The sequence below is a fragment of the Sphingobacterium sp. xlx-96 genome (assembly GCF_011007365.1).
In the GTDB taxonomy this organism is placed as follows: domain Bacteria; phylum Bacteroidota; class Bacteroidia; order Sphingobacteriales; family Sphingobacteriaceae; genus Sphingobacterium; species Sphingobacterium luzhongxinii.
This window is the reverse complement of record NZ_WFKM01000003.1, coordinates 535,474-560,732: the sequence shown is the minus strand read 5'-3', so window position 1 is coordinate 560,732 and position 25,259 is coordinate 535,474. Positions and strand designations below refer to the sequence as shown.

Genomic DNA, 25,259 nt, shown 5'->3' with positions numbered 1-25,259 from the left:
TCTATCGATGTATTAAACTTTTAGAAATATAGTCTCATGAAACAAATAATCGCTTTATTCTTTTTAATCAGTTCTGTCGTTATGGTAAACGCGCAAAGTACAAATATAGAAAGTAGCAGAAAAGTAGCTACTAAAGGATATGCCGAAAAAGAGGTCACTCCAGACATTATTTATCTTTCTGTTAGCCTCAAAGAGTTTTATATGGATGGTAATATGAAGAAAAAAGTAACGATAGAAACCATAGAAAAACAACTTTTTGATGCAGCTATGGCAGCAGGTGTAAAAAAAGAAGATTTTACTATTCAAAACATCTATAGCTACAATTACGAAAACAAGAAAAAAAACAATGAGTTAATGCAGTCCCGCCAATACCGTATCAAGGTTACAAATCTAAATGGCCTAAATAGTATGCTAGAAAAAATTGACCCTCAGGGATTGCAAAGCACATCAATTAATGGCTACGATCACTCTCAAAAAAGAGAAATTGAACGTGAGTTAAAAACTCTCGCAGTGAAAGATGCAAGACAAAACGCAGAAATACTTGCGGCGGCCGACGGGCAGTCCGTTGGCAAAGCTCTGGTTATCAACGATAATAGCAGCATCAATTTCAACGATTTGATACCTATGCCACGAGCAATGTATGCTAAATCAGCGAATATGGATATGGCTGGGGGAATGGAGTCCAGTGATTTAAACATTGATATCCGTCCTATTAAATTGACTTGTTATATTGACGGTGTTTTTGAATTAAAATAACGTGAGCACAACACGCAAACCAGATCGTATTCAAAAACTCAAAAAGGACTTTCTTTGGGTTGAGCGTGTATCTTTAATTTTAGATAACAAATTTAATATTGGGGGATTCAGATTTGGTCTGGATCCCTTATTAAACTTAATCCCTTATGCCGGTCAATTTATTGCCTTTGCGACTTCAATTTTACTAGTTCTCGTGATGCTCCGCAATGGAGTCGGTTCCAAAGCGGCAGTAAAGATGTTACTAAATGTCATTTATGACGCATTCTGGGGTTCCATTCCTTTATTTGGTCAGATTTTTGATTTTTTTAATAAAGCCAATCAGAAAAACATTGTTATACTACGTGAGCATTATTTTGAAAATAAACACCAAGGAAGCGCGAAAGGATTATTGATTAGTATCTTCATTGTATTACTACTCGTTTGTATAGTCCTATTCTACTTTATGTGGACAATCACCGCCTGGTTCATCAATTATATCCATAATCTATTCTAGATTATAGTAAAGATCTAGAGCTATTTACCGCCATTTTTCAAACAACAATTCGTGAAAGCAAAGCTTTTTATTTAGGTTTGTATATGTCTAAAACGAGAATTTTTGCACTGGTCATGCTTGCCCTGATTTTGGGTGCTATATTGACAAATCCTCCTAGAGAACAATTTGAAAAGGTTATAAAAACCAAAGCAACAGAGATTCTCAAAAAACAACTAAAATACAAAGACCAAGATGCAGTCCGTCTAGGCATGACATTATTTGGCGATAAAATCACGCAAGATTTTATGGATCGGACTATCTCTATAAAAAACTATTATTTATTCTCTATCGTAAGGCTCAAATGGCAAGACAAAGAGACTCCAATAGGGGTAGGAGCCTTCAAAACTGTATGGTTAAGCTCTAAAATCGATGAAAAGGCAGATGAGATAATTGGCATATTAAAAGATTTATAATGCTGGAGATTCTCTATAAAGATGATTTTTTGGTTGCTGTAAACAAGCCCCATGGTCTACTCGTGCATCGGTCTTCAATAGCCAACGACACCAGTGAATTTGCCCTTCAAAAACTACGAGATCAAATAGGTATGCCGGTTTATCCAGCACATCGTTTGGATAGAAAAACGGGGGGAGTTTTATTATTTTCACTGGACAAAGAAACTGATAGACTGACACAATCTCTCTTTGCAGAAAAAAAAATAGACAAACGTTATCTAGCTATATTACGAGGCTTCTGTCCGGATAGCGGAGTCATTGACTACCCTTTACTTAAAGAAAATGGTAGTTCGCAAAATGCTGTAACCCACTTCCGTCGACTAGTGCAGGCTGAGATAGAAGTTCCACATGGAAAGTTCTCTACATCTAGGTATTCATTGGTAGAAGCTAACCCCGAAACGGGAAGAATGCATCAGTTACGTCGGCATTTTGCACACATACTTTACCCAATAATAGGGGATAGGCCTCACGGCTGTAACAAGCAGAATAAACTGTGGAAAGATCGTTTTGAGATGGACACCATGTTACTCCATGCGACAAGTCTATCTTTTCAACATCCTCATTCTGGACAAATCATTGAAATAAAAGCAGATTTGCAACCTGAATTCCTACGCGTACTTGACATCCTAAATATAAATCTGTAACATGAAAGATCTTATCCTCGAAGTATTATGCTCCATCATGGGCCTGAGTGCAGCTTCAGGGATTTATTACCAAGAAAACACGCTATACATCGTCTGTGATGATAGTAACTATCTTTACACCTACAGTATCCCACAAAACCTAATAGACAAACATCTTTTAATTGATAGGTCAAATCAAAATGAAAGGGTACACAAAAAAAATAAGCTAGATTTTGAATCAATTTTCATGTACAATGATTCGTTACATCTGCTTGGCTCTATGTCCACATCCAGCAGAACAACAAATTTTCAAGTCCCGCTCGCATCACTCAACTTAGCCAAACCTTTCTCGACCGATACATTGTCTGAAAATATACACGCGCAATTGGGTATCAGTAGTGAAAACCTCAATATTGAAGGCTCGTTTTTACATGGAGACACGCTCTATCTCTTTAACAGGGGTAATGGCCCTGAAAAAAAGAACGGTATCATATTAGCAAAGAAAGACTTCTCAACACCTATACGGTATATAGACATACCACTACCTGAACAAGAAGCCGGAAGTCCTGCATTTACAGATGCTATTTTGCTCGAAGAAAAAATATACTTTATTGCGGCCATTGAACAGACAAACTCAACATATGAAGACGGGCAAGTAGGAGGATCCTTCTTTGGAACTATAGACTTTAACACAATGACTTTAACCTCGTTTATCCCAATCTCTGGGATTCATAAATTTGAAGGACTTTCTTGCTATCAAGAAAACATAACAACGTTGACATTTCTACTTTGTGAAGATTCAGACCAGCAAGCCACGTCAACCACGATCTATAAACTCTCGGTTGCAAAATAAACCGACCTATTTTTATCAATATTGCAAAATATAAGGCCATAATCTCAACTTTATAAGTATTTTTGTAATAATACATTTTATATAGCTAAAAAATGAAACTTTCATGGTGTAAATTGTGCAAAATAAGAAAATGCACACCCCATTCATGATAGCTTCATGTCGTTAAAAAACAATTAATTTCTGATGAAAAACACAGCTTTGACAGATTTGCATGTATCATTAGGTGCAAAGATGGTCCCTTTTGCGGGTTTTAATATGCCTGTACAATATTCTGGCATAAATGATGAGCACGAAACAGTACGTAATGCTGTAGGCGTTTTTGACGTGAGTCATATGGGAGAGTTTATCTTGAAAGGAGAAAAAGCTCTGGATTTAATCCAAAAAGTATCTTCTAACGATGCATCTAAGCTATACGACGGTAAAGTACAGTATGCTTACTTGCCAAACGAAAACGGCGGAATCGTTGATGATTTCCTGACTTACAAATTGGATGATCAAACCTATCTTTTGGTTGTTAACGCCTCGAATATTGAGAAAGATTGGAACTGGATAAGCAAGTTCAATACTTTTGGGGTTGATATGAAAAATATCTCCGACAAAACATCTTTATTAGCGATCCAAGGTCCTAAAGCTGCGGAAGCACTACAATCGCTTACCGACATAGAGCTTGCTTCCATGGAATACTATACTTTCCAAAAAGGAACGTTTGCCGGTGTTGAAAATGTTATCGTATCTGCGACAGGCTATACCGGTGCTGGCGGATTCGAGATCTACGTCTCCAATGACGATGTGAGAACTGTATGGGATGCAATTTTCAAAGCAGGAGCGCCGTTCGGCATCAAACCCATCGGACTAGGAGCTCGCGACACCCTTCGTCTAGAAATGGGATTCTGTCTATACGGAAATGACATCGACGATACCACCTCGCCTCTAGAAGCCGGTCTTGGTTGGGTAACAAAATTTACAAAGGAGTTTGTAAATTCTGAAAATTTAAAAGCAGAGAAAGAGGCTGGTACCCCGAAAAAGCTAGTTGGTTTTGAAATGATAGAAAGAGGTATTCCTCGTCATGATTATGAAATCGTAGATATAGAAGGCAATGTAATCGGACGCGTAACCTCAGGAACACAATCTCCTACACTGAAAAAATCTGTAGGTTTGGGCTATGTCAATAATGCCTTTACAAAAGAAGGAACAGATATCTATATCAATATAAGAAATCAGAAAATCAAGGCTATAGTCAAAAAACCTCCCTTTGTAAAATAGGGAATTAAAATATTGTCATATAAAAAACGAAGAAGGGTTAATATTTAGATATTAACCCTTCTTCGTTTTACTACCTTTAGCGGTCTTTTCTTGCTGTCGCTTCACCAAATCTGTCTTCACATATTTAAGAAGAACTACCTTTAAATAGATTAAAACCACCGATATGGCTATAGCAGCTCCTAAGATCAACATATTACCGCTTTGGTAAGCTGCGACACCACTCATAATCAGAAAGATTATACCTAAATTCAGTAGTAAGTTTAAAATAAAATGTTTCTTCATTTTTTTATATTTTCTTTACCAATTACCCGCTCTCTGACGAATGCAAAATACACAACGCCTCCTAAAATATTTGTCAAAATAACAAAAAGTATCAACAGGATACGTTCTACATTGGTCACCCCAGTAGACAGCATTACCTCCCGCAGCACCAACATGACCCATATCATAGATATTAGCAACGACACACTAAGCAACACCAAAGAAAAGGGTGCCTTAAGCATCATCATCGCTACCGTCAATAAATAAAAAGCCAGACTAAAATAGAATGCCTGTTTAGTCTGGTGAAATAAATTTTTCATTCTTCGAAAATACGAAAATTTTTTTGATCAGGGTTTATGGAAAGATCCCCAGCTCTTCATAAGCAACTCCTATTTTATTAATAGCGCAGATAAATGCCGCCGTCCTCAAATCTTCAACGCCAGGCGTATTCATCCACACATCCCGAATCTCCTGGTAGGATCCCATCATCGTATCTTCCAATCCAGAATGAACCAAATCAATTTCATCTGGTCCCTTCAAAATCAGCTTACGTTCCTTCTCTGATATCTTCTTATTCGTGAGATCCTCTACAGAGTTCATAATTTCTGCATAACGATTTTCACTAAATCTCTTCTCTAGACGACCATAACGAACATGACTTAAGTTCTTCAACCATTCGAAATAAGATACTGTAACTCCTCCTGCATTAAGATACATATCGGGGATTACCAATACCCCCTTTTTGTTAAGAATTTCATCTGCCTCTGGTGTCAATGGTCCATTTGCAGCTTCACCAATTATCTTTGCTTGAATACGTTCTGCATTTCCGGCATGGACTACAGCCTCCAAAGCAGCGGGGATCAAAATGTCACAAACTTGCTCTAGCCCCTCTTCTGCGTTTTCGATATTTTTTGCTCCCGGAAAATTTAAAAGCGATCCATTTTTAGATCGATAAGCTTGCGCAGCATCAACATCTATACCTTCTTCATTATAGATTGCCCCATTATATTCTATCAATCCAACAATAATAGCCCCTGCATTTTGACAAAACTTGGCAGCATGATAGCCAACATTTCCCAAACCTTGTACTATAACCCTTTTACCTTTTATTCCCGGAGTCAGCCCAAACTTCTTCATGTCCTCCTCAATAGAACATGCCTCCCGTATACCGAAAAACACACCTAAACCTGTCGCTTCAACCCGACCTCTAACACCTCCTTGAGAGATCGGTTTGCCCGTAACACAAGCCATGGCATTAACGTCATTGGGATTTAGAGAGGAGTAGGTATCAACGATCCAACTCATTTCTCTTCCACTCGTCCCATAGTCTGGAGCGGGAACATCTATTCCCGGTCCAATAAAGTTCTTTTTACACAACTCCGAAGTATATCGCCGTGTTATCCGTTCTAAATCAGAGACACTATACTTAGATGAGTCAATCTTAATACCTCCTTTACCGCCACCAAACGGTACGTTCACTATCGCACACTTGTAGGTCATCAGGGCAGCAAGCGCCATCACTTCATCCTGATTCACCTCCATACTAAAACGGATACCTCCTTTACATGGCAATTTGTGGTGAGAATGTTGAACTCTATAAGCTTCAATAACCTCTATTTGATCGCCGATGCGAACTGGGAACTTTACGCGGAGGATAGAATTACAAGCTTTAATTTGTTCTAAGATCCCTTTGGAAAACCGAGTAAACCTAGCGGCTTTATCAAAGCTTCGCTCTACTCCTTCGAAAAAACTATATGTATTTGTTGCTGACATAAGCGTCTATAATTTGTTATATAAAATTAACAAAAACAGAAACGAATACACTGGCTTTCAGCTTTTTTAATAAAAAATCAACAAAAGACACTCAAAGCTATTAATTCATCATTCTGTGTTCCCAAAGCTTATAATTTTCATTATAAAAAACATATAACCTCAACTAATACTACGGCAAACTTCAATAATACAACAAAAGAGGTACTCATGAGAATACCCCTTACACACTTAACAAAATAATCTCTAATTGATTATTTTAGTATACATCCATCTCGGGATCAATCTCTTCCTTCCAAGCCAATATTCCGCCTTTGAGGTTAGACAGGTTATCAAAGCCCTGTTGCTCTAATAACATAACAGCTTGCGCGCTACGCTTTCCTGAACGACATTGAATAATAACTGGAATATCTTTAGATACCTTTTCCGACTCTATCAAGATTCCCGCTAAGGGTATATTCAAACCATTCAAATTAGAAACGTCATACTCAAATGATTCCCGAACATCAATCAACTGAAATTCTTCATTGTGATCCATCATTGATTTTAATTCTTGAACTGTAATTTCTTTCATATGTATAAAATTTGTCTTTAATAATTAATATTAACACACCTTTTTAATCAGTTACCATTACGCAACATATAAACCATTTATATAGTTCTTTGTTTTAATTTTGATCTGATCAAACTTAGATAAAATGCTTGGAATTCCCGAATACATAACTAAAAATATATCAAGCATATTTACTAAATTGTACCATTGCTACTAAAAATATAAAAGATGAAACACATCCTTTTCGTATCCTTGATGTCCACATTATTACTTGGCGGATCTGCTTTTTGCCAGTTGCCGGCCCAAGCCATTGTAGACAGATCCTATATCGACCGAATTTTAAATACGCTAGCCTCGGACGAAATGAAAGGTCGTCATGCCTTAACCGAGGATGCAGACCGAGCCGCAGATTTTATCGCAAAGGAATTCCAAGAGATTGGTCTTACCCCATATGCTGAAAATAATTATAGGCAAACATTTTACATGCAACAAGTGCGTAAAAAAAACAGCTCCATTATCTGGGAAGGTCATGTTTTAGAGGAAAATAGCTTTTTGATACTTGGAGACGAAGCACAGACTCACTGGAATTCCTCTTCAAATATTCCCGTACATACAATAACTAAAAAGGACGATTTTGCGAGCTCCTTTAGAATGTTTGCCCAATCGTCAGAGAATGCGATTATCCTGGTAGACCCTTCATTCAGTTCGTTTATAGCCCGTTTTAATAAAATCTATAACAGAGAAAATATTGTTTCTACGACGGGAACCTCTGCAACGAAAGTTTTTGTTGTCGCGGATAAAATCACCAAAGATTTCGAAATTATAAACAACAATAATATTAAACCTATTTCTCTTTCAAATGTAGCCGGAGTTATTCCGGGCAAGTCAAAGCCTAATGAATATGTTATATTCTCCGCTCATTATGATCATATTGGTATAATTAAATCCGAAGGAACAGACTCTATCGCTAATGGAGCCGATGACGATGCCTCCGGTACAACAGCAATGATCAGTTTGGCAAAATATTATAAAAACCTTAACAATAATGAACGAACATTAATTTTTGTCGCTTTTACCGCTGAAGAAATTGGGATGTTTGGTTCCAAATATTTTTCAAACAATATCAATGCGGACAGTGTCGTAGCCATGATAAACATCGAAATGATAGGAAAGGACGCTAAGTTTGGTCCAAATTCTCTTTATATAACCGGTTATGACAGGTCCAATCTAGGAAGTCTCATGCAGCAGAATTTAGCGGGATCTTCATTCAAATTTTATCCAGACCCTTACCCACAACAAAACCTCTTCTATCGCAGTGACAATGCTGTTTTAGCGGCTTTAGGTGTACCTGCACATACCTTCTCCACTTCCCAAATTGACAAAGATAAATTTTATCATACGGTCAAAGACGATGTCACTACATTAGATATTGATAATATAAAGGCAAGTATTGAAGCGATAGCTATAGGGGCTACAGGTATCATTAATGGCTCTCAAACCCCCAGTCGTGTAGAAAAACTTAAAGATTAGATATCTTCACCCAGGCAAATGAAGTCTGAGGAAATAAAATCCAATCGGAAGAAGCCGCTATGCGCCGTTTCAAAAATACCATGATCAACTCGGTTCAATCCTTGTGAAGATTTAACGGTCTTATCATTCACATAAACTTTTTCTCCTTGTGGCTTCCACTTTTCATAATGTCCTTTTACAAAAACATGCCTTCTATTGTCACAGAAAGCGACAATATTAATTGCGGTAGTACATTTATCCGCCAAACCATCCAGACTCGAACAAAGGATATTCGCTGCGGAATAAGAATTAGAAATTAAATAATCGAACGCACTATCCAAAAAGGAATTCCCAAGAGGAAACACCTTCGTCTGCTCCTGAATTAAGATAGAGGTATTTCTAGAAAAAATAACATCTATTTTTATTTCGTCTGCAAGTAGAAAATCTACGGCACATTCATCAACAATAATAGTGGGAGACCACTCTAAAAGTTGATCCAACATTTCCCTATCCAAAGCTTTAAAGTCTTGGATTAGAAGCGCAGGCTCCTGATTCTCCCGTACGATATGGTGTGAAGACATTTCTTAAGAAGTTAGCACATAAATTAGGAGGGCTCCAAAGACTAAGAATTCAGTTCCCCAATCGTGATATAAGCCATCAAACCGATGCTCAATTCCAAAGCATCTTCGTCAATGTCAAATGTAGATGTGTGGACCGCCGAATTAATTCCTTTGCCCACATTTCCTGTACCTAGTCGATAAAAACAAGCAGGAATCTCTTGTGAATAATATGCAAAATCCTCACCTGCGGGCCAAAGCTCCAAATCAACAACATTCTCTTTTCCTAAATACTCTTCGGCAAGGGTCCTTGATTTCTTTGTCAACGTCGGATCATTAGTCAAAAAAGGATAACCCTTGCGTACCTCAAAGTCGCAAGTAGCTCCCATAGCTTCCGCTATCCCAGTGGCGATGTTCGTCATTCGCTGATGTGCCCCTTCGCGCCATTTCTCATCATAGGTACGAAAAGTTCCCTCCAAATAAACCTCATTTGGAATAATATTCGTTGCTCCATTAGCCACGATCTTTCCCCAAGACAATACCGTTGGGATTCTCGGATCTGCATATCTACTTACCACCTGTTGTAAAGCGGTTATAATTTGAGCTGTAATAGCAATAGGATCTATATTTTGATGTGGGTGAGCTCCATGACCTCCTTTACCTTTGACTGTCATATAAAGTTCGTCCGTAGAAGCCATGTACTGCCCGGATTTAAATCCAACCTTACCAACTTCAATAAAAGGCATCACGTGTTGACCAATAATAGACGCAGCATCAGGATTCTGTAATACCCCTTCCTTAATCATCAAAGAAGCTCCGCCCGGAAGCTTTTCTTCTCCGGGTTGAAATATTAACTTCACCGTACCACCAAAATAAGGCCGCAACTCTTGTAAGATTCTCGCAACCCCTAATAGCGAAGAGGTGTGTACATCATGTCCACAAGCATGCATAATACCCGGTCGTTGTGAACCATAAGACCGGCCCTCTACTTCTGTGATAGGAAGAGCATCCAGATCTGCGCGCAAAGCGATAACTTTATCAGAAGGCAATTCTCCCTTAATAAGCCCCACAACCCCAGTATTGGCCATAGGTTGATAGCTAATGCCAAGATCTGATAAAGTCTTCTTTATAAATGAAGCGGTTTCAAATTCCTCAAACGAAAGCTCTGGATTACGATGAAGATGACGGCGTATATCAACAGTTTCTGGAAAAAAAGCTTTTGCCAACTGTTGAATATCATGCTTGAGATTACTCATAACTGGACAGATTTATTCCCAAACCCAAATGTCTTCTTGAAAAACAAAAACATTACTATATTGGTTCCTTAAGACACGCATAAAATTATTCGCTTCGGATCGACTTGTAAAATCACCTACTTTTACTCTATAGTTAGGTTCATCGTAGTTGATGTAACTGTCCATATCTGCATATTGGTTCTTAAACCGACCTTGGACAGCATAGGCTTCATTTCTATTTGAGCCGGAGTATATCTGTACACGAAATCCCCTTTTCTTGACACGAGTTGCTTTACTTTTATCGACAACCTTTGGTCCTAAACTAATACTGCGTGTTGTTGTTGGGTTGATTTCATGTTCTGCTCTGAAACTCTGCAAAATGGATATCAGCGTATCCTTAGACACTTCCACGACACCAGTTTGTTGTGCTTTAGCAGACAATACCATTGTCCCTAGAACGAAACCCAAAATCAACCCTTTATTCAACATTATTTTATTGTTTTTACCCGTTTTTACCGTGACAGTTTTTATACTTTAAGCCAGATCCACAAGGACACTCATCATTTCGCCCTATAACTTGATCTTTCTTAATAGGTTGGGTAACCTGCCCCGATTTATTATCAATATCTTCTTCAGAAACACCTGTAGGAGAACTTAAATCTTCTTTTGTCGCTATAACCTTTGGCTGAACAACCGGCTTTGCTTCCTGTACCTGCTGTGGAGCCTGTCCCGGAATCTCACCTTTGAAAAGAAAACTTACAATCTCCTTGTTCATACTAGACAACATTCCTTTAAATAGGTTAAAGGCTTCCATTTTATAGATAATGATTGGATCCTTCTGCTCATAAACCGCATTTTGAACGGACTGTTTCAAATCATCCATCTCACGCAAATGTTCCTTCCAAGCTTCGTCTATCAAAGCTAGAACGACGCCTTTTTCAAAAGAACGGAATACTTCTTTACCTTCCGTCTCAATCGCCTTTTTAAGATTCGTCGCAACTTGTATGCCACGAATACCATCTGTGAAAGGGACAACGATATTTTCAATCATATCTCCTCGTTCAGCCATTACATTTGTTAGCACCGGTAAGGTCTGCGCAGCTATATGTTTTGCCTTTTGCTCATAATGACTTATGATCTGATCAAAAAGTTTGTCTGTTAATACTGGAATACTACTAGAAGTAAATTCTTCACTAGTCACTGCCGGATCAACAGCAAATAAACGAATCACCTCAATTTGGAACTCTTCATATGAACCTCCTTCTTTGGATTCTGTAACAACATCTTCTACCACATCATAGATAGCATTGTTCAAGTCAACATCCAAGCGTTCTCCAAATAAAGCATTCTTACGCTTCGTGTAAATTACGGTACGCTGTGAATTCATCACATCATCATACTCCAACAGACGCTTACGAATACCAAAGTTATTTTCCTCCACTTTACGTTGAGCACGCTCAATGGATTTGGTCAACATACTGTGTTGCATAACCTCGCCTTCTTCGACGCCCATCTTCACCATAATATTTGAAATTCGCTCTGATGCAAATAAACGCATTAATGGATCCTCCAATGAAACGAAAAACTGTGAAGAGCCAGGATCACCTTGACGTCCTGCACGACCTCTCAACTGTCTATCGACACGACGGGATTCGTGGCGTTCTGTACCGACAATAGCCAACCCACCAGCATTGATAACCTCTTCTGTCAGTTTAATATCCGTACCCCGACCAGCCATATTCGTAGCGATTGTTACTTGTCCTGGATGTCCTGCTTCGGCCACAATTTCTGCCTCTCGCTGGTGCAACTTAGCATTTAATACATTATGCTTAATTCCTCTAAGTTTTAACATCCGGCTCAATAACTCTGAAATTTCGACAGAAGTCGTACCAACAAGCACAGGTCTACCTTGTTCTGTTAAATTTTGTATTTCTTGAGCTACTGCATTATACTTTTCTCGCGCTGTACGATAGATAAAATCCTCTCTATCATGACGTTGAATCCCTCTATTTGTTGGGATTTCAACAACATCTAATTTATATATTTCCCAAAGCTCGCCAGCCTCTGTGGATGCTGTACCCGTCATACCAGACAATTTATGGTACATACGGAAATAATTTTGTAATGTTACCGTAGCATAGGTTTGAGTCGCATCCTCTACTTTTACATTTTCTTTCGCTTCTATCGCTTGATGCAAACCATCGGAATAACGACGACCATCCATTATACGACCAGTCTGCTCATCTACGATCTTGACCTTACCTTCATCCACGATATACTGATCATCGCGCTCAAATAGGGTATATGCCTTCAATAATTGATTTATAGAATGGATACGCTCTGCTTTTATCGAGTAATCGCGTAACAACTCTTCTTTGCGCGCAGCTTTTTCTTCCAGTGAAGCTGTTGATTTCTCAATATCTGCAATTTCAGAACCGACATCCGGAAGAATAAAGAAACTAGGGTCCTCACCAGAAGCGGTGATAAGCTCAATACCTTTTTCAGTAAGCTCCACCTGGTTATTCTTCTCATCGATAACAAAGAAAAGCTCTTTGTCTGCCTTAGGCATATGACGATTTTGCTCTTGCATATAGTAATTTTCCACCTTTTGCAAAATCTGACGATGATTCCCTTCACTTAAGAACTTGATTAACGCCTTATTTTTAGGTAAGCCCCTGAAAGAGCGGAATAAAGCCAGTCCTCCAGCTTCAGGATCTGTATCACCTGCAGCAATTGCTTTCTTTGCTTCGTTAAATACGGTATTAATATATGCTTTTTGTGCGTTTACTAAGCGCTCGATTCTCGGCTTCAACTGATAGAATTCGTGTTGATCGCCCATAGGGATAGGTCCAGAGATAATCAATGGCGTACGTGCATCATCAATTAACACAGAGTCGACCTCATCGATCATCGCAAAATGCAATTTGCGTTGTACCATGGCGTCTGGTGTTTGCGTCATATTGTCACGCAAATAATCAAAACCAAATTCGTTGTTAGTACCGTATACGATATCACACTTGTATGCATCGCGACGTTGTGGAGAGTTTGGTTGGTGTTTGTCAATACAATCTACGCTCAAGCCATGGAATTCGAAAAGCGGACCATTCCACTCCGAGTCACGCTTAGCTAGGTAATCATTGACGGTTACGATATGCACACCCTGACCTGATAAGGCATTTAAATAAGTCGGTAGCGTACCTACTAACGTCTTACCTTCACCCGTAGACATCTCTGCAATCTTACCTTGATGCAAAACAATACCACCGATCAACTGTACATCATAATGTACCATGTTCCATTTCACTTCATTTCCGGCAGCAATCCAAGAATTGCTCCATAAGGCCTTATCGCCCTGAATAGTAACATTTGCCTTACGAGCAGCCAGTTCTCTATCAAAATCTGAAGCAGTCACCTCCAGCACCGAGTTTTCGGTAAGACGGCGTGCTGTGTCTTTGACCACTGCAAATGCCTCTGGCAATATCTCTAATAATATTTCCTCTAGTTTTTTATCTCGGTCTTTTGTTAGCTTGTCAATCTTCTCATAAACTTCCGTTTTGGCAGACATGTCTGTATTGGTATCGTCGGACTTGTTCTTTAATTCGGCAATCTCTGCATCGATTTCCTTTAAATATTCCTGAATACGTGCTTTAAATTCAATTGTTTTGGCACGAAGCTCGTCATGTGATAGATTGGTTAGCTTGCTATATTCATCTTTAATCTTATTTACATAAGGTTGAATAGCTTTGATATCACGCTCGGACTTGCTACCAAATAGTTTACTTAAGAATTTTAACATAATTTTTTTTTATCTCTTTCCACATGCACAAAATTGAATCCAAACAAATAATTAGGACATTTTGGCACTAACCGGGCAAATTTACTTATTCGAAATGAGAACTTTCACTCTTATAATGTTTTTTTTTATAGTCCTATTACTTTATTATCGTCTTTCTGTCAAAAAGATGTTTTTATCCGTTTCAGGAATCAATTTTAGCACCTTAGCTTGTTCAAACATTTTTTCTATTGCAGCTCTTCCGGTGCGGCCTAAATCGGACGAATACATATTCACATACAGTTCGATGTGCTTATACATTACTGCTTCATCCATCTCCTGAGCATGACTACGAATATAGTCAATTCCAGATTTTGGATGTGCAAATGCGTACTCTACGCTTTCATGTATCAGACGATTTACTTTTTCCTTAATTTCTTTTGGCAGGCCTCTACGCACCACAATACCTCCCAACGGTATAGGGCTACCCGTTGTCTTTTCCCAAAAATCACCTAAGTCGACCACCTTATGTAGTCCCTTGTCCTGATAAGTAAATCTATTTTCGTGAATAATCAAACCTAAATCAACTTCATGCTCAGCTACAGCTCGCTCCACATCAGAAAAAACAACCTCTTTCCTATGCTGCAAATCAGGGAAAGCTAAACCCAATAGAAAGTTTGCGGTGGTATACTTTCCAGGAATCGCTACAGTCAAGTTTTTTAATCGTTCTGGCAATTCCCCACCGGCGTATTCTCTTAACTCTTCTGCCAACTCTCTATTGTGAGTAATTAACAAAGGCCCTACACCAAATCCCAACGCACTTCCTGCATCCAATAGTTCATAATCTTCAATGGCATAAGCAAAAGCATGGTAACTCAGTTTGGTAATGGCCAATTCGCCCTGAAAAGCCTTGTGATTTAAGGTCTCTACATCATGGTACTCCACTTCAAACTCCAAGTCTCCACTATCGATCTTGTGGTGAATTAATGCATCAAAAATATAGGTATCGTTTGGACAGGGGGAAAAACCTAAACTTAATTTCATGTACTAATATTCTTTTATATTTTCAATTTTGCAGTGACGACCAAAATAAGCATCGCTATAAACGTTACAAAAATAATCCCTTTAGCAAAAGTTTCCTTTCCTCCTCTATAGGTAAAACGGACCGTTATTAGATTAATCAATGCTGCAATCACATATATTGCTATTGGCTTATCTACAAAAAAACTTGTCTGTAGGCTTGTGTAATTTGAGAGTATATAAGCCAGCGCCGGCGCTGCAACACCGACTAATCCCCCCAACCAAAAAGAATCCTTCATGTTAATTTTTAAAATTAAAGCTCCAAGAGTTCAGCTCTTGAATAGCATGATGCGCTGTCATATCAAACTGGGTGGGCACGACAGATACATAACCATTCTTCAATGCAAAAACATCTGTATCCTCACCTCGATCGCTCCATTCAAACTGCCCCGTCAGCCAAAAATACTCTCTGTTATAAGGATCCAATCGGTGTTCAAACTCTTCAATCCAATGACCATTAGCCTGTCTACAAATCTTTATTCCTTTAATTTCTTTGTCAATATGAGGAAAATTAACATTAAGTAAAGTTCCTTTGGGCAAACCATTAGTTAACACCTGCTCAGCGATAGCCCCTATATAAGGTCTACAATGTGAAAAATCAGCTGTATGCGAAAAGTCATCCAGAGAAAAACCGATAGAAGGAATCGCTTCTATGGCGCCTTCCACCGCTGCAGACATCGTACCTGAATATAGGACATTGATTGAATAATTTAACCCATGATTGATCCCAGAAACACATAAATCCGGCTTATTGCCCTTAAAAATACGGTTTACCGCAAGCTTTACACAGTCTACTGGAGTACCTGAACATTTATACATTTCTACTCCTTCGTAAAGATCTATCTTATCAAGCCTTAGTGGCTTACCAATTGTTATTGCATGCCCCATACCAGACTGAGGGCCATCAGGGGCTACCACGATAACCCGACCGAGCTTTTTCATCTCCTCAAGCAGCACCTTTATTCCCGGAGCCGTTATCCCATCGTCATTTATTACAAGTATTGTTGGTTGCTTCTTTGTCATAGAGCTAAGGTAATAAATAATATAATCCCACACTACTATATATTGACTCCCTTTCATTTGCTGACACAGGAGAAACTATTTTCAACCTCTTTACGCAAACGATCCCGTGAATTTACTAACCCCAGATTGCTGTTTACAAACTATCTTGGCTATATTTAAGCTTCGTACGATTTCAAACAATATAAATAATCATGTCAATAACATTTGAATCCAGGTATGCAATTGGACCCAACGAAACCAAATCATTGGATACAAACGGGCTCCGTCAAAACTTTTTAATCGATAAACTATTCTTTGAAGACAAGATTCATTTTGTCTATAGCCATTATGACCGATACATGGCCGGAGGAGCCTTTCCTATAAGTCATAAAATCAAACTTGACACCATAGAACCGTTATTGAAAGAGCCCTATTTTCTTGCACGTAGAGAGTTGGGCATTATCAATGTCGGGGGAGCTGGCGTTGTCGAAGTAGACGGACAGACCTACAATCTAGACACCAAAGAAGCCCTATACATTGGAAAGGGCGCTAAAGAGGTCTACTTCAGTAGTAATAACAGTAATAGTCCGGCTAAATTTTATTTAAATTCTACGCCTGCGCATCAAAGCTTTCCGACCAAGCGCATCACCAAAGCTGAAGCAAACAAAATTGAGTTGGGAAGTATGGAAACGGCTAATCACCGCACGATTAACCAGATGCTACTACACACTGTAATACAAACCTGTCAGTTACAGATGGGAATGACTGAATTAAAATCCGGATCGGTATGGAACACGATGCCCTCCCATACACATGACCGTCGTATGGAAGTCTATTTCTACTTCGAAGTACCAGAAGGACAAGCCGTATCCCACTTTATGGGACCTATAGACGAAACGAGACACATCTGGATGCAAAATGAACAGGCTGTCATATCGCCTCCTTGGTCTATACACTCTGGTGCAGGCACAAGCAATTATACATTTATATGGGGAATGGCTGGAGAAAACATGGATTATGACGATATGGATAAAAGTCCAATAACAGATTTAAGGTAAAACCTCCAAGTAGTTAAATATGAAGGCTATTCTTTTTACACTGGCGATAGGCTGCCTAAGCTATTCTTTGGCCCAAGCACAAAAAGTTATCGAGATTACAAACACTTCCGACAAAGGCAGATTGGAAATCATCTCTATACCCTATAAGCAATTTAGTCGCCATTTTACGGTAGACAGTATTTTCAATGTGGTGGAAAAAAATTCGGAAACCGTGTATCCCTATCAACTCGAAAAACTAGGGGGCACAGAAATCAAAAATGTACTGATCCAAGTAGATATAACAGCCAAAGGCACGCTCCAACTGGTCATAAAAAAAGAAAATCCCACTTTTATTCAACCTAAAACCTATGCCCGATACGTTCCAGAGCGCTTCGATGATTTCGCTTGGGAAAATGATGTCGTTGCGTTTAGATTGTATGGCAAAGCCCTGGAAGGTAGGGGAGATGACGCGCAAGGTATGGATTATTGGTCCAAAAGAACCAAAGACCTAATCATCGATAAATGGTACAAAAGTGAAGACTATCATAAGGATCATGGAGATGGTTTAGACTACTATTCTGTCGGACAAACACTTGGAGCAGGAGATATGGCTCTTTTTTTCGGAGATCAGGTCCATTACACGAAACATTATAGGAAGTTTCAGATATTGGACAATGGCCCCTTACGTACGACATTTAAACTTAGTTTTGAAACAGAGGATTTCGATGGTCAACATATTTCTCTTTCTAAAACGATAAGTCTAGATGCTGGCAAGAACTTCAACAAGATCACTATAGATCTTACGAACAATGCTGCTAAAAACACACCTATCGTACTGGGATTAGCAAAACGTAATGAAACTAATCCTAAATACGAATTCGATCAGGAAAATAATACGTTAGCCTACTGGGAACCTGAAATCAAAAACTTCGGACAAACAGGAACGGCTCTTATCATCCCAAAGAGAAAAGTCACATTTTTACCAAATGAAAACAAGCAATTTCTCTTGAAAACAATTGTAAAAAACCATACCCCGCTTACCTATTACAATGGGGCCGCCTGGAACAAGGCTGGAAAAATAAGCTCTTTTGCGGATTGGGAAGATTTTGTTGAAGATTACTCGGAATCACTTCAGATCCCTCTTAAAGTTAAATTGAAATAATATAATACTATGTCTATTCTAACATCTTTTGACCTATCTGGAAAAGTAGCTTTAGTCACCGGCTGTAAACGGGGAATTGGAAAAGCACTCGCAGAAGCATTAGCAGAAGCCGGTGCCGACATTATTGGCGTATCCGCCAGCTTAGAATTAAGCAATTCTGCCGTAGAAAAATCTATAAAATCCTTAGGTCGTAAATTCTATGCCTACCAATGCGATTTTTCCGACCGAAAAAGCTTATATAACTTTATTGAGCTTGTCAAAAAAGAACACCCTGTAATTGACATCCTGTTCAATAATGCTGGGAATATTTTACGCAAACCTGCGGCCGAGCATCCGGATGAATATTGGGATCAAATTATAGAAATCAATCAGAACGCACAATTTATATTAACGCGGGAAATAGGAAAAGAAATGATTGCTCGAGGTTCCGGAAAAATTGTATTTACAGCCTCGTTACTCACTTTTCAAGGTGGTATTAATGTTCCTGGATATGCAGCATCCAAGGGTGCTATCGGGTCTCTAACCAAAGCTTTTGCAAACGAATGGGCTTCTAAAGGAGTCAATGTAAACGCCATCGCTCCAGGATATATTGCCACAGACAATACTGAAGCTTTGCGAGAGGATGCCGACCGTTCGGCGTCGATCCTTAGTCGTATTCCTGCAGGAAGATGGGGTGAGGTAGATGATTTTAAAGGACCTGCTGTATTCTTAGCTTCTGCTGCTTCCGACTATGTACACGGCACCATTTTAACCGTAGACGGGGGCTGGATGGGTAGATAGTGATTAAAGGTATAATCCTTTTTTATCAATAAATTCTAACACGCGATCAGGGACGAGAAATTTTATATCTTTTTTATCCTTGATCGCCCCTCTAATAAAAGTAGACGACAGCTCCATGTGTGGTGTATCTGTCAATGTGACAGAGGGGTGTTTACGCCATTCACCGGCGTCATATCCGGGTCTTGGATATACTAAAATGCGGTAGTCTCTTAATAATACATCCGCATTTTTCCACTTGTGCAACCCAATAAGGTTATCTTCCCCCATAATGAGCATGAACTCCTTATGGGGAAATCTTTCTGTCAAATAAGTTAAGGTATCAATCGTATAGGAAGGTTGCGGAAGACTGAATTCGATATCAGACGCACGCAGTTTGTCTGCGCCCTCTATAGCCAGATTGACCATTTCAAGGCGGTCATACATATTTCCTAGACTTTTTTTGTCCTTAAACGGGTTCTGGGGAGAAATAACAAACCATACCTCATCAAGGTCCGTATATTGAGTCATATAATTAGCAATAATTAAATGACCTACATGGATCGGATTAAAAGAACCAAAAAAAAGTCCAACCTTTCTTTTCTCCATTACTTATTTAGAAAATCCAACACAAGCTTTTCTGCCTCTTTGCACGCTGTATCCAGATCAAAGTTGTTTAAGATCACATCAAACTTATTTGCATAGCTCAATTCCAACTCTGCTTTAGCAAATCGCTCCTTCAACTTTTCCTCAGAATCAGTACCTCGCCCGGATAAACGGTCTTTAAGAACCTCAAGTGATGGCGGATTTACAAAAATTGCCAAAGCTTCTTCTGGAAATTTAGATTTCAACCGCAGACCACCCACTACATCGATGTCAAAAATAACACTTTTACCCGCAGACCATATGCGATCCAGCTCCGAACGCAATGTCCCATAGTAGGTACCCGAATACACTTCTTCGAATTCGATAAACTCTTGCTTTGCTACTTTATGCAAAAAATCATCTTTTGAAATAAAGTAGTAATCTTTTCCGTTCTCTTCCGTTCCACGAGGATCTCTTGTACTTGCAGATATGGAAAACTCAAGTTTATCACTGTATTTACTTAACAGATATCTAACTATGGTAGTTTTACCTGCACCCGATGGGGCAGAAAATATTATTAACTTTTTACGCATCGGATTAGAGGACATTTAATAATTGTTCTTTAATTTTTTCTAACTCTTCTTTCATTCGAACAACGATTTGCTGTATACCAGCATTATTAGCCTTACTACCCAACGTATTAATCTCCCGCCCCATCTCTTGAGAAATAAATCCTAACTTCTTACCATTAGAATCCACTGCATTCAGTGCTTCTAAGAAATAACCACAATGGCTTCTTAAACGAACTTTCTCTTCCGTGATATCCAGCTTATCGATATAAAAAATCAGCTCTTGCTCAAAGCGATTTTTATCTATATTCTCCTTCCCAACAACTTCATCCATATATTGACTAATCCGCTCCCTAATAAGGGGTATCCTATTTCCTTCTACCGATTCAACCTCTGCCAGATAGTCTAGTATCAACTGTACTCTTTTCTCCAAATCAGCCTTTAAAACCTTTCCTTCATCTACCCTGAATACATTGAATTTTTCTATCGCTTGATAAAATGCATCTAACAACACTTTTCCTTCTTCCTCATCTACTTCATCCTCATTATTCGTAACGACTTCGGGCATAGTCAATGCAAGACTAAATAAATTCGGTTGAGCTTCCCCTAACTGCAATGCAATATCCTTAAGTTGGTCATAATATTTCTTTAAAAGCTCTCCATTGATAGAAGAGGCCTTTGCAGTCTGATCTGTATATTCCGATGAAATCAAAATATTCACCTTACCTCTTTCAATAAGTTTACCACACTCTCCACGAAGCGTTAGTTCTTTATCCGAAACGGCTTTAGGCAAACGTATACCTAACTCTAAAAATTTGGAATTTAAGGACTTTATTTCTACGGTATATTTAACCTTCGCATTCTCACGCGAGCCAACACCGTATCCTGTCATTGATTTTATCATATGCAAAGGTAGGAAAACTAACGTTTATTTCTAATACCCATTTACCAATCGTGTTTTGCTATTATAACACATAAATAGGTTTTATACGTCGAGCCTGTCGGTGCATGAACAAAACCGATACCTATATCCATAAGCGAACCATTCCATTCATCCATTCCCAATACATGTTTACGATGCATAAATCCAGGAGATTCCTTACCTACAATAAATGCTCTGATGCCATCTGTTGCCGTAGCGTGATTGGCAGCTATAGACTCAAAGTTATTTGCAGACTTCTTTTTTATCCAATCGGGATTTAAGCTATAGCCGGCCTTAGCGATGTAATAATTAGGGCCTAAACCTTCGGGTGTCACATGATCAAAATAATTTCGCTGAGCCATATCATATGCTCTAAATTCAGCCGCCTTAGCCAAAGTTTCGTTCCACACCAATTTAGTTTTCTTGACTTTTCCAACCGGGGATATACCCAATTGCTTCGCATACTTCTCTGGATGCATCCGAATTTCGTTCAATAGGAGATAAGCTTCTTTAGCTTGTTGTTTATCTGTAGTAATAGTCCTATTCTGCGCTATTGATGAGGTAGAGATTAAAAGTAAAAATAATATAATACGCATCCTGTTATTGTTTTTATTATTGACTCTTTTTTCACTTCAATGTTTAATATAGGGTACATATAACTATACTATTGTGCCAGTACAGATTGTAGACTGTACTTCATTCAAAGCTAATTAAGTCCATAAATCAATCGCTTATTATTCGGACTTCATTCGCTCCAGTCCGAATGAAGTCCGAATAAAGTCCCTGTTATCTCCGAATGAAATTCGTTTAACTTATAGATCAGATATAAACTTGTACTGAACAAAAAAAGAGGCTATCCATTATGGATGCCTCTTCCTATTTGTAAATTGCGGCTTCTTATGCTGCTTTATTTCTATTTAATTTTTCTTTCACCACTTCAAATACTATCGGAAGTACAGAAAGGAAAATAATAATCAAAACGACTTTTGAGAAATTGTCTCGAATAATTGGAATATTACCAAGGAAATAACCAGCTAATGTGATACCAACGACCCAAAGTATCGCTCCAACAACATTATAAGTGATAAATGTACTGTACTTCATTCTACCGATGCCTCCTACAAAAGGAGCTAAAGTCCTCACAATAGGTACAAAACGAGCTATTACAATAGTTTTGCTACCATACTTCTCGTAAAATGAATGTGTTTTTGTAATATGCTCATCTGTAACCATTTGCTTACCAAAAAGCTTAAACTTAGTGATACGCATTCCAAAATTCTTTCCAATAGAATAATTTAAAGAGTCCCCTGTAATAGCAGCTATAAGCAAGAGAACAATCATAATCCCAATATTAAGATCATTAGGTTGTGCAGCCAGCATACCTGCAGCAAAAAGCAATGAATCGCCTGGCAAGAACGGCATTACTACGACTCCCGTTTCGACAAATATGATTAGGAACAATATCAAATAAGTCCACGTTTGATAATTGTTTACAATTTCTACTAGATGGTCATCTATATGAAGAATGAAATCTATCAGTGAATATATTAATTCCAAAGGAGCTTAGATTAATTAAAACTATTCAACATTACTGGCATCACTAACATCAAGATATCTTCGTTATCTTGCTTAATAGCTGGCAGTAATAAGCCTGCGCGATTCGGTGTGCTCATTTCTAGTACAACCTCCTCACAATTCAAATTATTCAACATCTCTACTAAAAATTTAGCATTAAATCCGATCTCCATATCCTCTCCTTCAAACTGACAGTTCAAACGCTCATGAGCCTCATTCGAGAAGTCAAGATCTTCTGCCGAAATATGTAACTCACTCCCGTTAATCTTCAAGCGTACCTGATGTGTCGTTTTATTCGCAAAAATAACGACACGACGCAAGGTGTTCAAAAACAACGCACGATCTACTGTAAGTTTATTGGGATTAACCTGAGGAATTACAGCATCATAATCTGGATAACGTTCATCGACCAATCTACAAATCAAGTGGATACTTCCAAATTGAAAAAAAGCATTTGTCGTATTGTACTCAATGGATACCGATGTTTCATCGGATGGTACAGAAGACTTCAACAATGTTAATGCCTTTTTCGGTAAAATAATAGATGTTGGCTTTTCAGCACCGACATCCGTACGACGATATCTTACCAATCGATGTGCATCTGTCGCCACAAAAGTAATATTTTGCTCGCCCAATTGAACTAATACACCCGACATTGCTGGCCGCAACTCGTCGCTACTTACGGCAAATATCGTTTTGTTGATCGCTTCTGAGAGTATAGATGCTGAAAGTTTTACTGTCGAAACATTATCTACTACTGGGATTTTAGGAAAATCGTCCGCATTCTCTCCACTAAGTTTATACTTTCCGTCACCAGCACTGATTTCAATAGCCAAGGTCTTTGTATCCACGGAAAAAGCAACCGGTTGATCAGGAAGAGTCTTTAGTGTATCAATCAAAATTTTTGATGGCATTGCTACGCGTCCCTCTTCTTTAGCTTCAATCGATAAAGAAGTCACCATACTTGTCTGTAAATCCGTCGCAGAAATTGTTAACGTATTATCCTTTATTTCAAAAAGAAAATTCTCCAAAATAGGAAGAACAGTACTGCTACTGGATGCCCCGCTTATGGATTGCAATTGTTTCAATAATACGGATGTGGATACTATAAATCTCATGTCTAGCTTCGATATTTTTTTATATGCAATAATACTGAAAAGATTTAAATTTTTACAATCAAACTCATTCTTAATGTTCTCCTACAGCATGAATATAGCTGTACTTTTTCTACTTGGTATTCGTGAATACAGTGCATTTTATCTAAGTTTGTATAGACTAATAATATGCAGTTTAAGGAAATAGTAGGACATAAGAGTATTAAAAGCCATTTAATCAACTCGGTAAAAAACAACCGAGTCAGTCATGCGCAGCTTTTTTTAGGTCCTGAAGGATCTGGAAGTCTTGCATTGGCTTTAGCCTATGCACAGTATATCAATTGTGAAAATAAAAATGAAGATGACAGCTGTGGTCTTTGTTCGTCTTGCAGGAAATATGAAAAATTAATTCATCCTGATTTACACTTTTCGTACCCGTTCTTTGCAAAAGGCAAAGAAGAAACAGCGACAACTTATATGGATGAATGGCGCAAGGCTTTTCTTACCAATCCCTATTTAGGTTTAAGCTTTTGGAGAGAACAACTCGATTCAGGAAATAAGCAGGCAAATATCAACATCGCTGAGGCTCATGATATTATTAAAAAATTAAGTCTGAAGTCCTTTGAATCTGAATATAAAGTCTTAATCATGTGGCTACCCGAATATCTGGATACACAAGGCAACGCTTTATTAAAATTAATTGAAGAACCTCCAGCAAAGACGTTGTTTCTATTAGTTGCTGAAAATCAAGATAAAATAATTAATACCATTATTTCGCGAACCCAATTAATCAAAATAAACAAACTTCATCACGATGAAATGAAAAATTATTTGATTGAAGATCGGGGAATAGATACCAATAAGGCAAAAGAAATAGCTTTCATCGCTGATGGAAATGTTCAAGAAGCATTAAATTTGATTCATCAACATGGTGAAAACGAAACTTTTTCTATCCTGGTACAATGGCTTCGCTTTATTGTAACAGACAATGGAAAGGAAATAATTAGCCTGACCGAGGACAAACTTTCAAAATTAGGTAGAGAAAATCAAAAAAGTTTCTTACTTTATGCCATTAATATGATGAGGCAAATCATATTAATGCAACAGGGATTGAGAAATCTAGTCTTCTTACAAGAAGAAGAGTTTACTTTTGTAGAGAAATTTAGTGGATTATTCCAATTTGAACAACTAGAAGAGGCCATCAATATCCTAGAAAAATCACATTATGGAATTGAGCGTAACGGCAATGCGAAAATATTATTTTTAGACTTATCTTTGCAATTAGTTTTATTGTTCAAATATCAAACGTTCCCTAGAGGGACTCAATATATATAGAAAGAA

Annotated in this window: 28 protein-coding genes; 11 read left to right on the top strand and 17 right to left on the bottom strand. The window is 38.3% G+C overall.

Going from position 1 to position 25,259, the window contains the following annotated elements:
- Positions 1-36: 36 nt before the first annotated feature.
- The 6 genes from G7B20_RS08170 (at position 37) to gcvT (ending at position 4,479) form a co-directional block, all read left to right on the top strand.
- A complete protein-coding gene (locus G7B20_RS08170; protein WP_164110075.1) occupies positions 37-756 on the top strand; it encodes an SIMPL domain-containing protein in 720 nt (239 codons plus the stop codon).
- Between the two features lies 1 nt (position 757).
- Positions 758-1,249: a DUF4112 domain-containing protein gene (locus tag G7B20_RS08165; RefSeq protein ID WP_164110073.1), complete on the top strand. Its 492-nt coding sequence runs from the start codon at positions 758-760 to the stop codon at positions 1,247-1,249.
- An 83-nt stretch (positions 1,250-1,332) separates the two neighbouring features.
- Positions 1,333-1,701: a DUF4359 domain-containing protein gene (locus G7B20_RS08160; protein WP_164110071.1), complete on the top strand. Its 369-nt coding sequence runs from the start codon at positions 1,333-1,335 to the stop codon at positions 1,699-1,701.
- The gene (locus G7B20_RS08155; RefSeq protein WP_164110069.1) at positions 1,701-2,384 is read left to right on the top strand and encodes a pseudouridine synthase; all 684 of its coding nucleotides are present in this window, start codon (positions 1,701-1,703) and stop codon (positions 2,382-2,384) included. Before G7B20_RS08160 ends, G7B20_RS08155 begins: the two co-directional genes overlap by 1 nt.
- 1 nt (position 2,385) lies before the next feature.
- Positions 2,386-3,216 (top strand): DUF6929 family protein, encoded by an 831-nt coding sequence (locus G7B20_RS08150; RefSeq protein ID WP_164110067.1) that lies wholly within the window; start codon positions 2,386-2,388, stop codon positions 3,214-3,216.
- A gap of 183 nt (positions 3,217-3,399) precedes the next feature.
- Positions 3,400-4,479 (top strand): glycine cleavage system aminomethyltransferase GcvT, encoded by a 1,080-nt coding sequence (gene gcvT, locus G7B20_RS08145; RefSeq protein WP_164110065.1) that lies wholly within the window; start codon positions 3,400-3,402, stop codon positions 4,477-4,479.
- 51 nt (positions 4,480-4,530) lie between these two features.
- On the opposite strand, the gene G7B20_RS08140 is transcribed toward gcvT, so the two are convergent.
- From G7B20_RS08140 to G7B20_RS08125, 4 genes are all read right to left on the bottom strand, one after another.
- Positions 4,531-4,761, bottom strand: a complete 231-nt coding sequence (locus G7B20_RS08140; RefSeq protein ID WP_164110063.1) for a DUF6358 family protein — start codon at positions 4,759-4,761, stop codon at positions 4,531-4,533.
- Positions 4,758-5,060, bottom strand: coding sequence for a hypothetical protein (locus G7B20_RS08135; protein WP_164110061.1), 303 nt, complete (start codon positions 5,058-5,060; stop codon positions 4,758-4,760). Before G7B20_RS08135 ends, G7B20_RS08140 begins: the two co-directional genes overlap by 4 nt.
- 34 nt (positions 5,061-5,094) lie before the next feature.
- A complete protein-coding gene (locus G7B20_RS08130) occupies positions 5,095-6,513 on the bottom strand; it encodes a Glu/Leu/Phe/Val family dehydrogenase (RefSeq protein WP_164110059.1) in 1,419 nt (472 codons plus the stop codon).
- 256 nt (positions 6,514-6,769) lie between these two features.
- Positions 6,770-7,084, bottom strand: a complete 315-nt coding sequence (locus G7B20_RS08125; RefSeq protein WP_164110056.1) for a rhodanese-like domain-containing protein — start codon at positions 7,082-7,084, stop codon at positions 6,770-6,772.
- Positions 7,085-7,291: 207 nt separating this feature from the next.
- Between G7B20_RS08125 and G7B20_RS08120 the strand changes: the two genes are divergently transcribed.
- Complete coding sequence (locus G7B20_RS08120) at positions 7,292-8,593, top strand: M20/M25/M40 family metallo-hydrolase (protein ID WP_164110055.1); 1,302 nt, start codon at positions 7,292-7,294, stop codon at positions 8,591-8,593.
- Here the strand turns inward: G7B20_RS08120 and G7B20_RS08115 are convergent.
- The 7 genes from G7B20_RS08115 to surE form a co-directional block, all read right to left on the bottom strand.
- Positions 8,590-9,153: a thiamine diphosphokinase gene (locus tag G7B20_RS08115; protein WP_164110053.1), complete on the bottom strand. Its 564-nt coding sequence runs from the start codon at positions 9,151-9,153 to the stop codon at positions 8,590-8,592. The genes G7B20_RS08120 and G7B20_RS08115 overlap by 4 nt on opposite strands.
- A gap of 41 nt (positions 9,154-9,194) precedes the next feature.
- The gene (locus tag G7B20_RS08110; protein WP_164110051.1) at positions 9,195-10,385 is read right to left on the bottom strand and encodes a M20 family metallopeptidase; all 1,191 of its coding nucleotides are present in this window, start codon (positions 10,383-10,385) and stop codon (positions 9,195-9,197) included.
- 12 nt (positions 10,386-10,397) lie between these two features.
- On the bottom strand, positions 10,398-10,853 hold the full coding sequence (locus G7B20_RS08105; RefSeq protein WP_164110049.1) for an SPOR domain-containing protein: 456 nt from the start codon (positions 10,851-10,853) through the stop codon (positions 10,398-10,400).
- A gap of 13 nt (positions 10,854-10,866) precedes the next feature.
- The gene (gene secA / locus G7B20_RS08100) at positions 10,867-14,160 is read right to left on the bottom strand and encodes a preprotein translocase subunit SecA (protein ID WP_164110047.1); all 3,294 of its coding nucleotides are present in this window, start codon (positions 14,158-14,160) and stop codon (positions 10,867-10,869) included.
- Between the two features lie 144 nt (positions 14,161-14,304).
- Positions 14,305-15,180, bottom strand: a complete 876-nt coding sequence (locus G7B20_RS08095; RefSeq protein WP_164110045.1) for a 1,4-dihydroxy-6-naphthoate synthase — start codon at positions 15,178-15,180, stop codon at positions 14,305-14,307.
- Between the two features lie 14 nt (positions 15,181-15,194).
- Positions 15,195-15,455, bottom strand: coding sequence for a hypothetical protein (locus G7B20_RS08090; RefSeq protein ID WP_164110043.1), 261 nt, complete (start codon positions 15,453-15,455; stop codon positions 15,195-15,197).
- A 1-nt stretch (position 15,456) separates the two neighbouring features.
- The gene (surE, locus tag G7B20_RS08085; RefSeq protein WP_164110041.1) at positions 15,457-16,239 is read right to left on the bottom strand and encodes a 5'/3'-nucleotidase SurE; all 783 of its coding nucleotides are present in this window, start codon (positions 16,237-16,239) and stop codon (positions 15,457-15,459) included.
- 191 nt (positions 16,240-16,430) lie between these two features.
- Between surE and kduI the strand changes: the two genes are divergently transcribed.
- From kduI to G7B20_RS08070, 3 genes are read left to right on the top strand one after another with little or no spacing between them, the layout of a single operon-like run.
- Positions 16,431-17,276 carry a 5-dehydro-4-deoxy-D-glucuronate isomerase gene (gene kduI / locus G7B20_RS08080; RefSeq protein ID WP_164110038.1) on the top strand — a complete coding sequence of 282 codons (846 nt, stop codon included), beginning with the start codon at positions 16,431-16,433 and terminating at the stop codon, positions 17,274-17,276.
- Positions 17,277-17,295: 19 nt separating this feature from the next.
- Positions 17,296-18,417 (top strand): DUF4861 family protein, encoded by a 1,122-nt coding sequence (locus tag G7B20_RS08075; RefSeq protein ID WP_164110036.1) that lies wholly within the window; start codon positions 17,296-17,298, stop codon positions 18,415-18,417.
- 15 nt (positions 18,418-18,432) lie between these two features.
- Entirely contained in the window at positions 18,433-19,197 is a 765-nt protein-coding gene (locus tag G7B20_RS08070) for an SDR family NAD(P)-dependent oxidoreductase (RefSeq protein WP_205600194.1), read from the top strand.
- Positions 19,198-19,200: 3 nt separating this feature from the next.
- Here G7B20_RS08070 and nadD read toward each other — a convergent pair whose 3' ends face one another.
- From nadD to dnaN, 6 genes are all read right to left on the bottom strand, one after another.
- Positions 19,201-19,782 (bottom strand): nicotinate (nicotinamide) nucleotide adenylyltransferase, encoded by a 582-nt coding sequence (gene nadD, locus G7B20_RS08065; protein ID WP_164110033.1) that lies wholly within the window; start codon positions 19,780-19,782, stop codon positions 19,201-19,203.
- A complete protein-coding gene (gene gmk / locus G7B20_RS08060; RefSeq protein WP_164110031.1) occupies positions 19,782-20,351 on the bottom strand; it encodes a guanylate kinase in 570 nt (189 codons plus the stop codon). The genes nadD and gmk overlap by 1 nt, the downstream gene beginning before the upstream one ends.
- Positions 20,352-20,355: 4 nt before the next feature.
- The gene (locus G7B20_RS08055; protein ID WP_164110029.1) at positions 20,356-21,231 is read right to left on the bottom strand and encodes a YicC/YloC family endoribonuclease; all 876 of its coding nucleotides are present in this window, start codon (positions 21,229-21,231) and stop codon (positions 20,356-20,358) included.
- A 41-nt stretch (positions 21,232-21,272) separates the two neighbouring features.
- The gene (locus tag G7B20_RS08050) at positions 21,273-21,845 is read right to left on the bottom strand and encodes a CAP domain-containing protein (RefSeq protein WP_164110027.1); all 573 of its coding nucleotides are present in this window, start codon (positions 21,843-21,845) and stop codon (positions 21,273-21,275) included.
- A gap of 301 nt (positions 21,846-22,146) precedes the next feature.
- Entirely contained in the window at positions 22,147-22,806 is a 660-nt protein-coding gene (locus G7B20_RS08045; RefSeq protein ID WP_164110025.1) for a DedA family protein, read from the bottom strand.
- An 11-nt stretch (positions 22,807-22,817) separates the two neighbouring features.
- Entirely contained in the window at positions 22,818-23,942 is a 1,125-nt protein-coding gene (gene dnaN / locus G7B20_RS08040; protein ID WP_164110023.1) for a DNA polymerase III subunit beta, read from the bottom strand.
- A gap of 165 nt (positions 23,943-24,107) precedes the next feature.
- On the opposite strand from dnaN, the gene G7B20_RS08035 reads away from it, so the two are divergent.
- A complete protein-coding gene (locus tag G7B20_RS08035) occupies positions 24,108-25,253 on the top strand; it encodes an ATP-binding protein (protein ID WP_164110021.1) in 1,146 nt (381 codons plus the stop codon).
- Positions 25,254-25,259 lie beyond the last annotated feature (6 nt).

What these genes read in the sequence shown, in the direction of transcription:
- G7B20_RS08055 (WP_164110029.1), bottom strand. Translation starts at nt 21,231, where the DNA reads ATGATAAAATCAATGACAGGATACGGTGTTGGCTCGCGTGAGAATGCG.
- G7B20_RS08130 (WP_164110059.1), bottom strand. Translation starts at nt 6,513, where the DNA reads ATGTCAGCAACAAATACATATAGTTTTTTCGAAGGAGTAGAGCGAAGC.
- G7B20_RS08140 (WP_164110063.1), bottom strand. Translation starts at nt 4,761, where the DNA reads ATGAAGAAACATTTTATTTTAAACTTACTACTGAATTTAGGTATAATC.
- gmk (WP_164110031.1), bottom strand. Translation starts at nt 20,351, where the DNA reads ATGCGTAAAAAGTTAATAATATTTTCTGCCCCATCGGGTGCAGGTAAA.
- kduI (WP_164110038.1), top strand. Translation starts at nt 16,431, where the DNA reads ATGTCAATAACATTTGAATCCAGGTATGCAATTGGACCCAACGAAACC.
- gcvT (WP_164110065.1), top strand. Translation starts at nt 3,400, where the DNA reads ATGAAAAACACAGCTTTGACAGATTTGCATGTATCATTAGGTGCAAAG.
- G7B20_RS08150 (WP_164110067.1), top strand. Translation starts at nt 2,386, where the DNA reads ATGAAAGATCTTATCCTCGAAGTATTATGCTCCATCATGGGCCTGAGT.
- G7B20_RS08090 (WP_164110043.1), bottom strand. Translation starts at nt 15,455, where the DNA reads ATGAAGGATTCTTTTTGGTTGGGGGGATTAGTCGGTGTTGCAGCGCCG.
- dnaN (WP_164110023.1), bottom strand. Translation starts at nt 23,942, where the DNA reads ATGAGATTTATAGTATCCACATCCGTATTATTGAAACAATTGCAATCC.
- G7B20_RS08135 (WP_164110061.1), bottom strand. Translation starts at nt 5,060, where the DNA reads ATGAAAAATTTATTTCACCAGACTAAACAGGCATTCTATTTTAGTCTG.
- G7B20_RS08105 (WP_164110049.1), bottom strand. Translation starts at nt 10,853, where the DNA reads ATGTTGAATAAAGGGTTGATTTTGGGTTTCGTTCTAGGGACAATGGTA.
- secA (WP_164110047.1), bottom strand. Translation starts at nt 14,160, where the DNA reads ATGTTAAAATTCTTAAGTAAACTATTTGGTAGCAAGTCCGAGCGTGAT.
- G7B20_RS08125 (WP_164110056.1), bottom strand. Translation starts at nt 7,084, where the DNA reads ATGAAAGAAATTACAGTTCAAGAATTAAAATCAATGATGGATCACAAT.
- G7B20_RS08155 (WP_164110069.1), top strand. Translation starts at nt 1,701, where the DNA reads ATGCTGGAGATTCTCTATAAAGATGATTTTTTGGTTGCTGTAAACAAG.
- G7B20_RS08095 (WP_164110045.1), bottom strand. Translation starts at nt 15,180, where the DNA reads ATGAAATTAAGTTTAGGTTTTTCCCCCTGTCCAAACGATACCTATATT.
- surE (WP_164110041.1), bottom strand. Translation starts at nt 16,239, where the DNA reads ATGACAAAGAAGCAACCAACAATACTTGTAATAAATGACGATGGGATA.
- nadD (WP_164110033.1), bottom strand. Translation starts at nt 19,782, where the DNA reads ATGGAGAAAAGAAAGGTTGGACTTTTTTTTGGTTCTTTTAATCCGATC.
- G7B20_RS08075 (WP_164110036.1), top strand. Translation starts at nt 17,296, where the DNA reads ATGAAGGCTATTCTTTTTACACTGGCGATAGGCTGCCTAAGCTATTCT.
- G7B20_RS08050 (WP_164110027.1), bottom strand. Translation starts at nt 21,845, where the DNA reads ATGCGTATTATATTATTTTTACTTTTAATCTCTACCTCATCAATAGCG.
- G7B20_RS08110 (WP_164110051.1), bottom strand. Translation starts at nt 10,385, where the DNA reads ATGAGTAATCTCAAGCATGATATTCAACAGTTGGCAAAAGCTTTTTTT.
- G7B20_RS08160 (WP_164110071.1), top strand. Translation starts at nt 1,333, where the DNA reads ATGTCTAAAACGAGAATTTTTGCACTGGTCATGCTTGCCCTGATTTTG.
- G7B20_RS08170 (WP_164110075.1), top strand. Translation starts at nt 37, where the DNA reads ATGAAACAAATAATCGCTTTATTCTTTTTAATCAGTTCTGTCGTTATG.
- G7B20_RS08035 (WP_164110021.1), top strand. Translation starts at nt 24,108, where the DNA reads ATGCAGTTTAAGGAAATAGTAGGACATAAGAGTATTAAAAGCCATTTA.
- G7B20_RS08120 (WP_164110055.1), top strand. Translation starts at nt 7,292, where the DNA reads ATGAAACACATCCTTTTCGTATCCTTGATGTCCACATTATTACTTGGC.
- G7B20_RS08115 (WP_164110053.1), bottom strand. Translation starts at nt 9,153, where the DNA reads ATGTCTTCACACCATATCGTACGGGAGAATCAGGAGCCTGCGCTTCTA.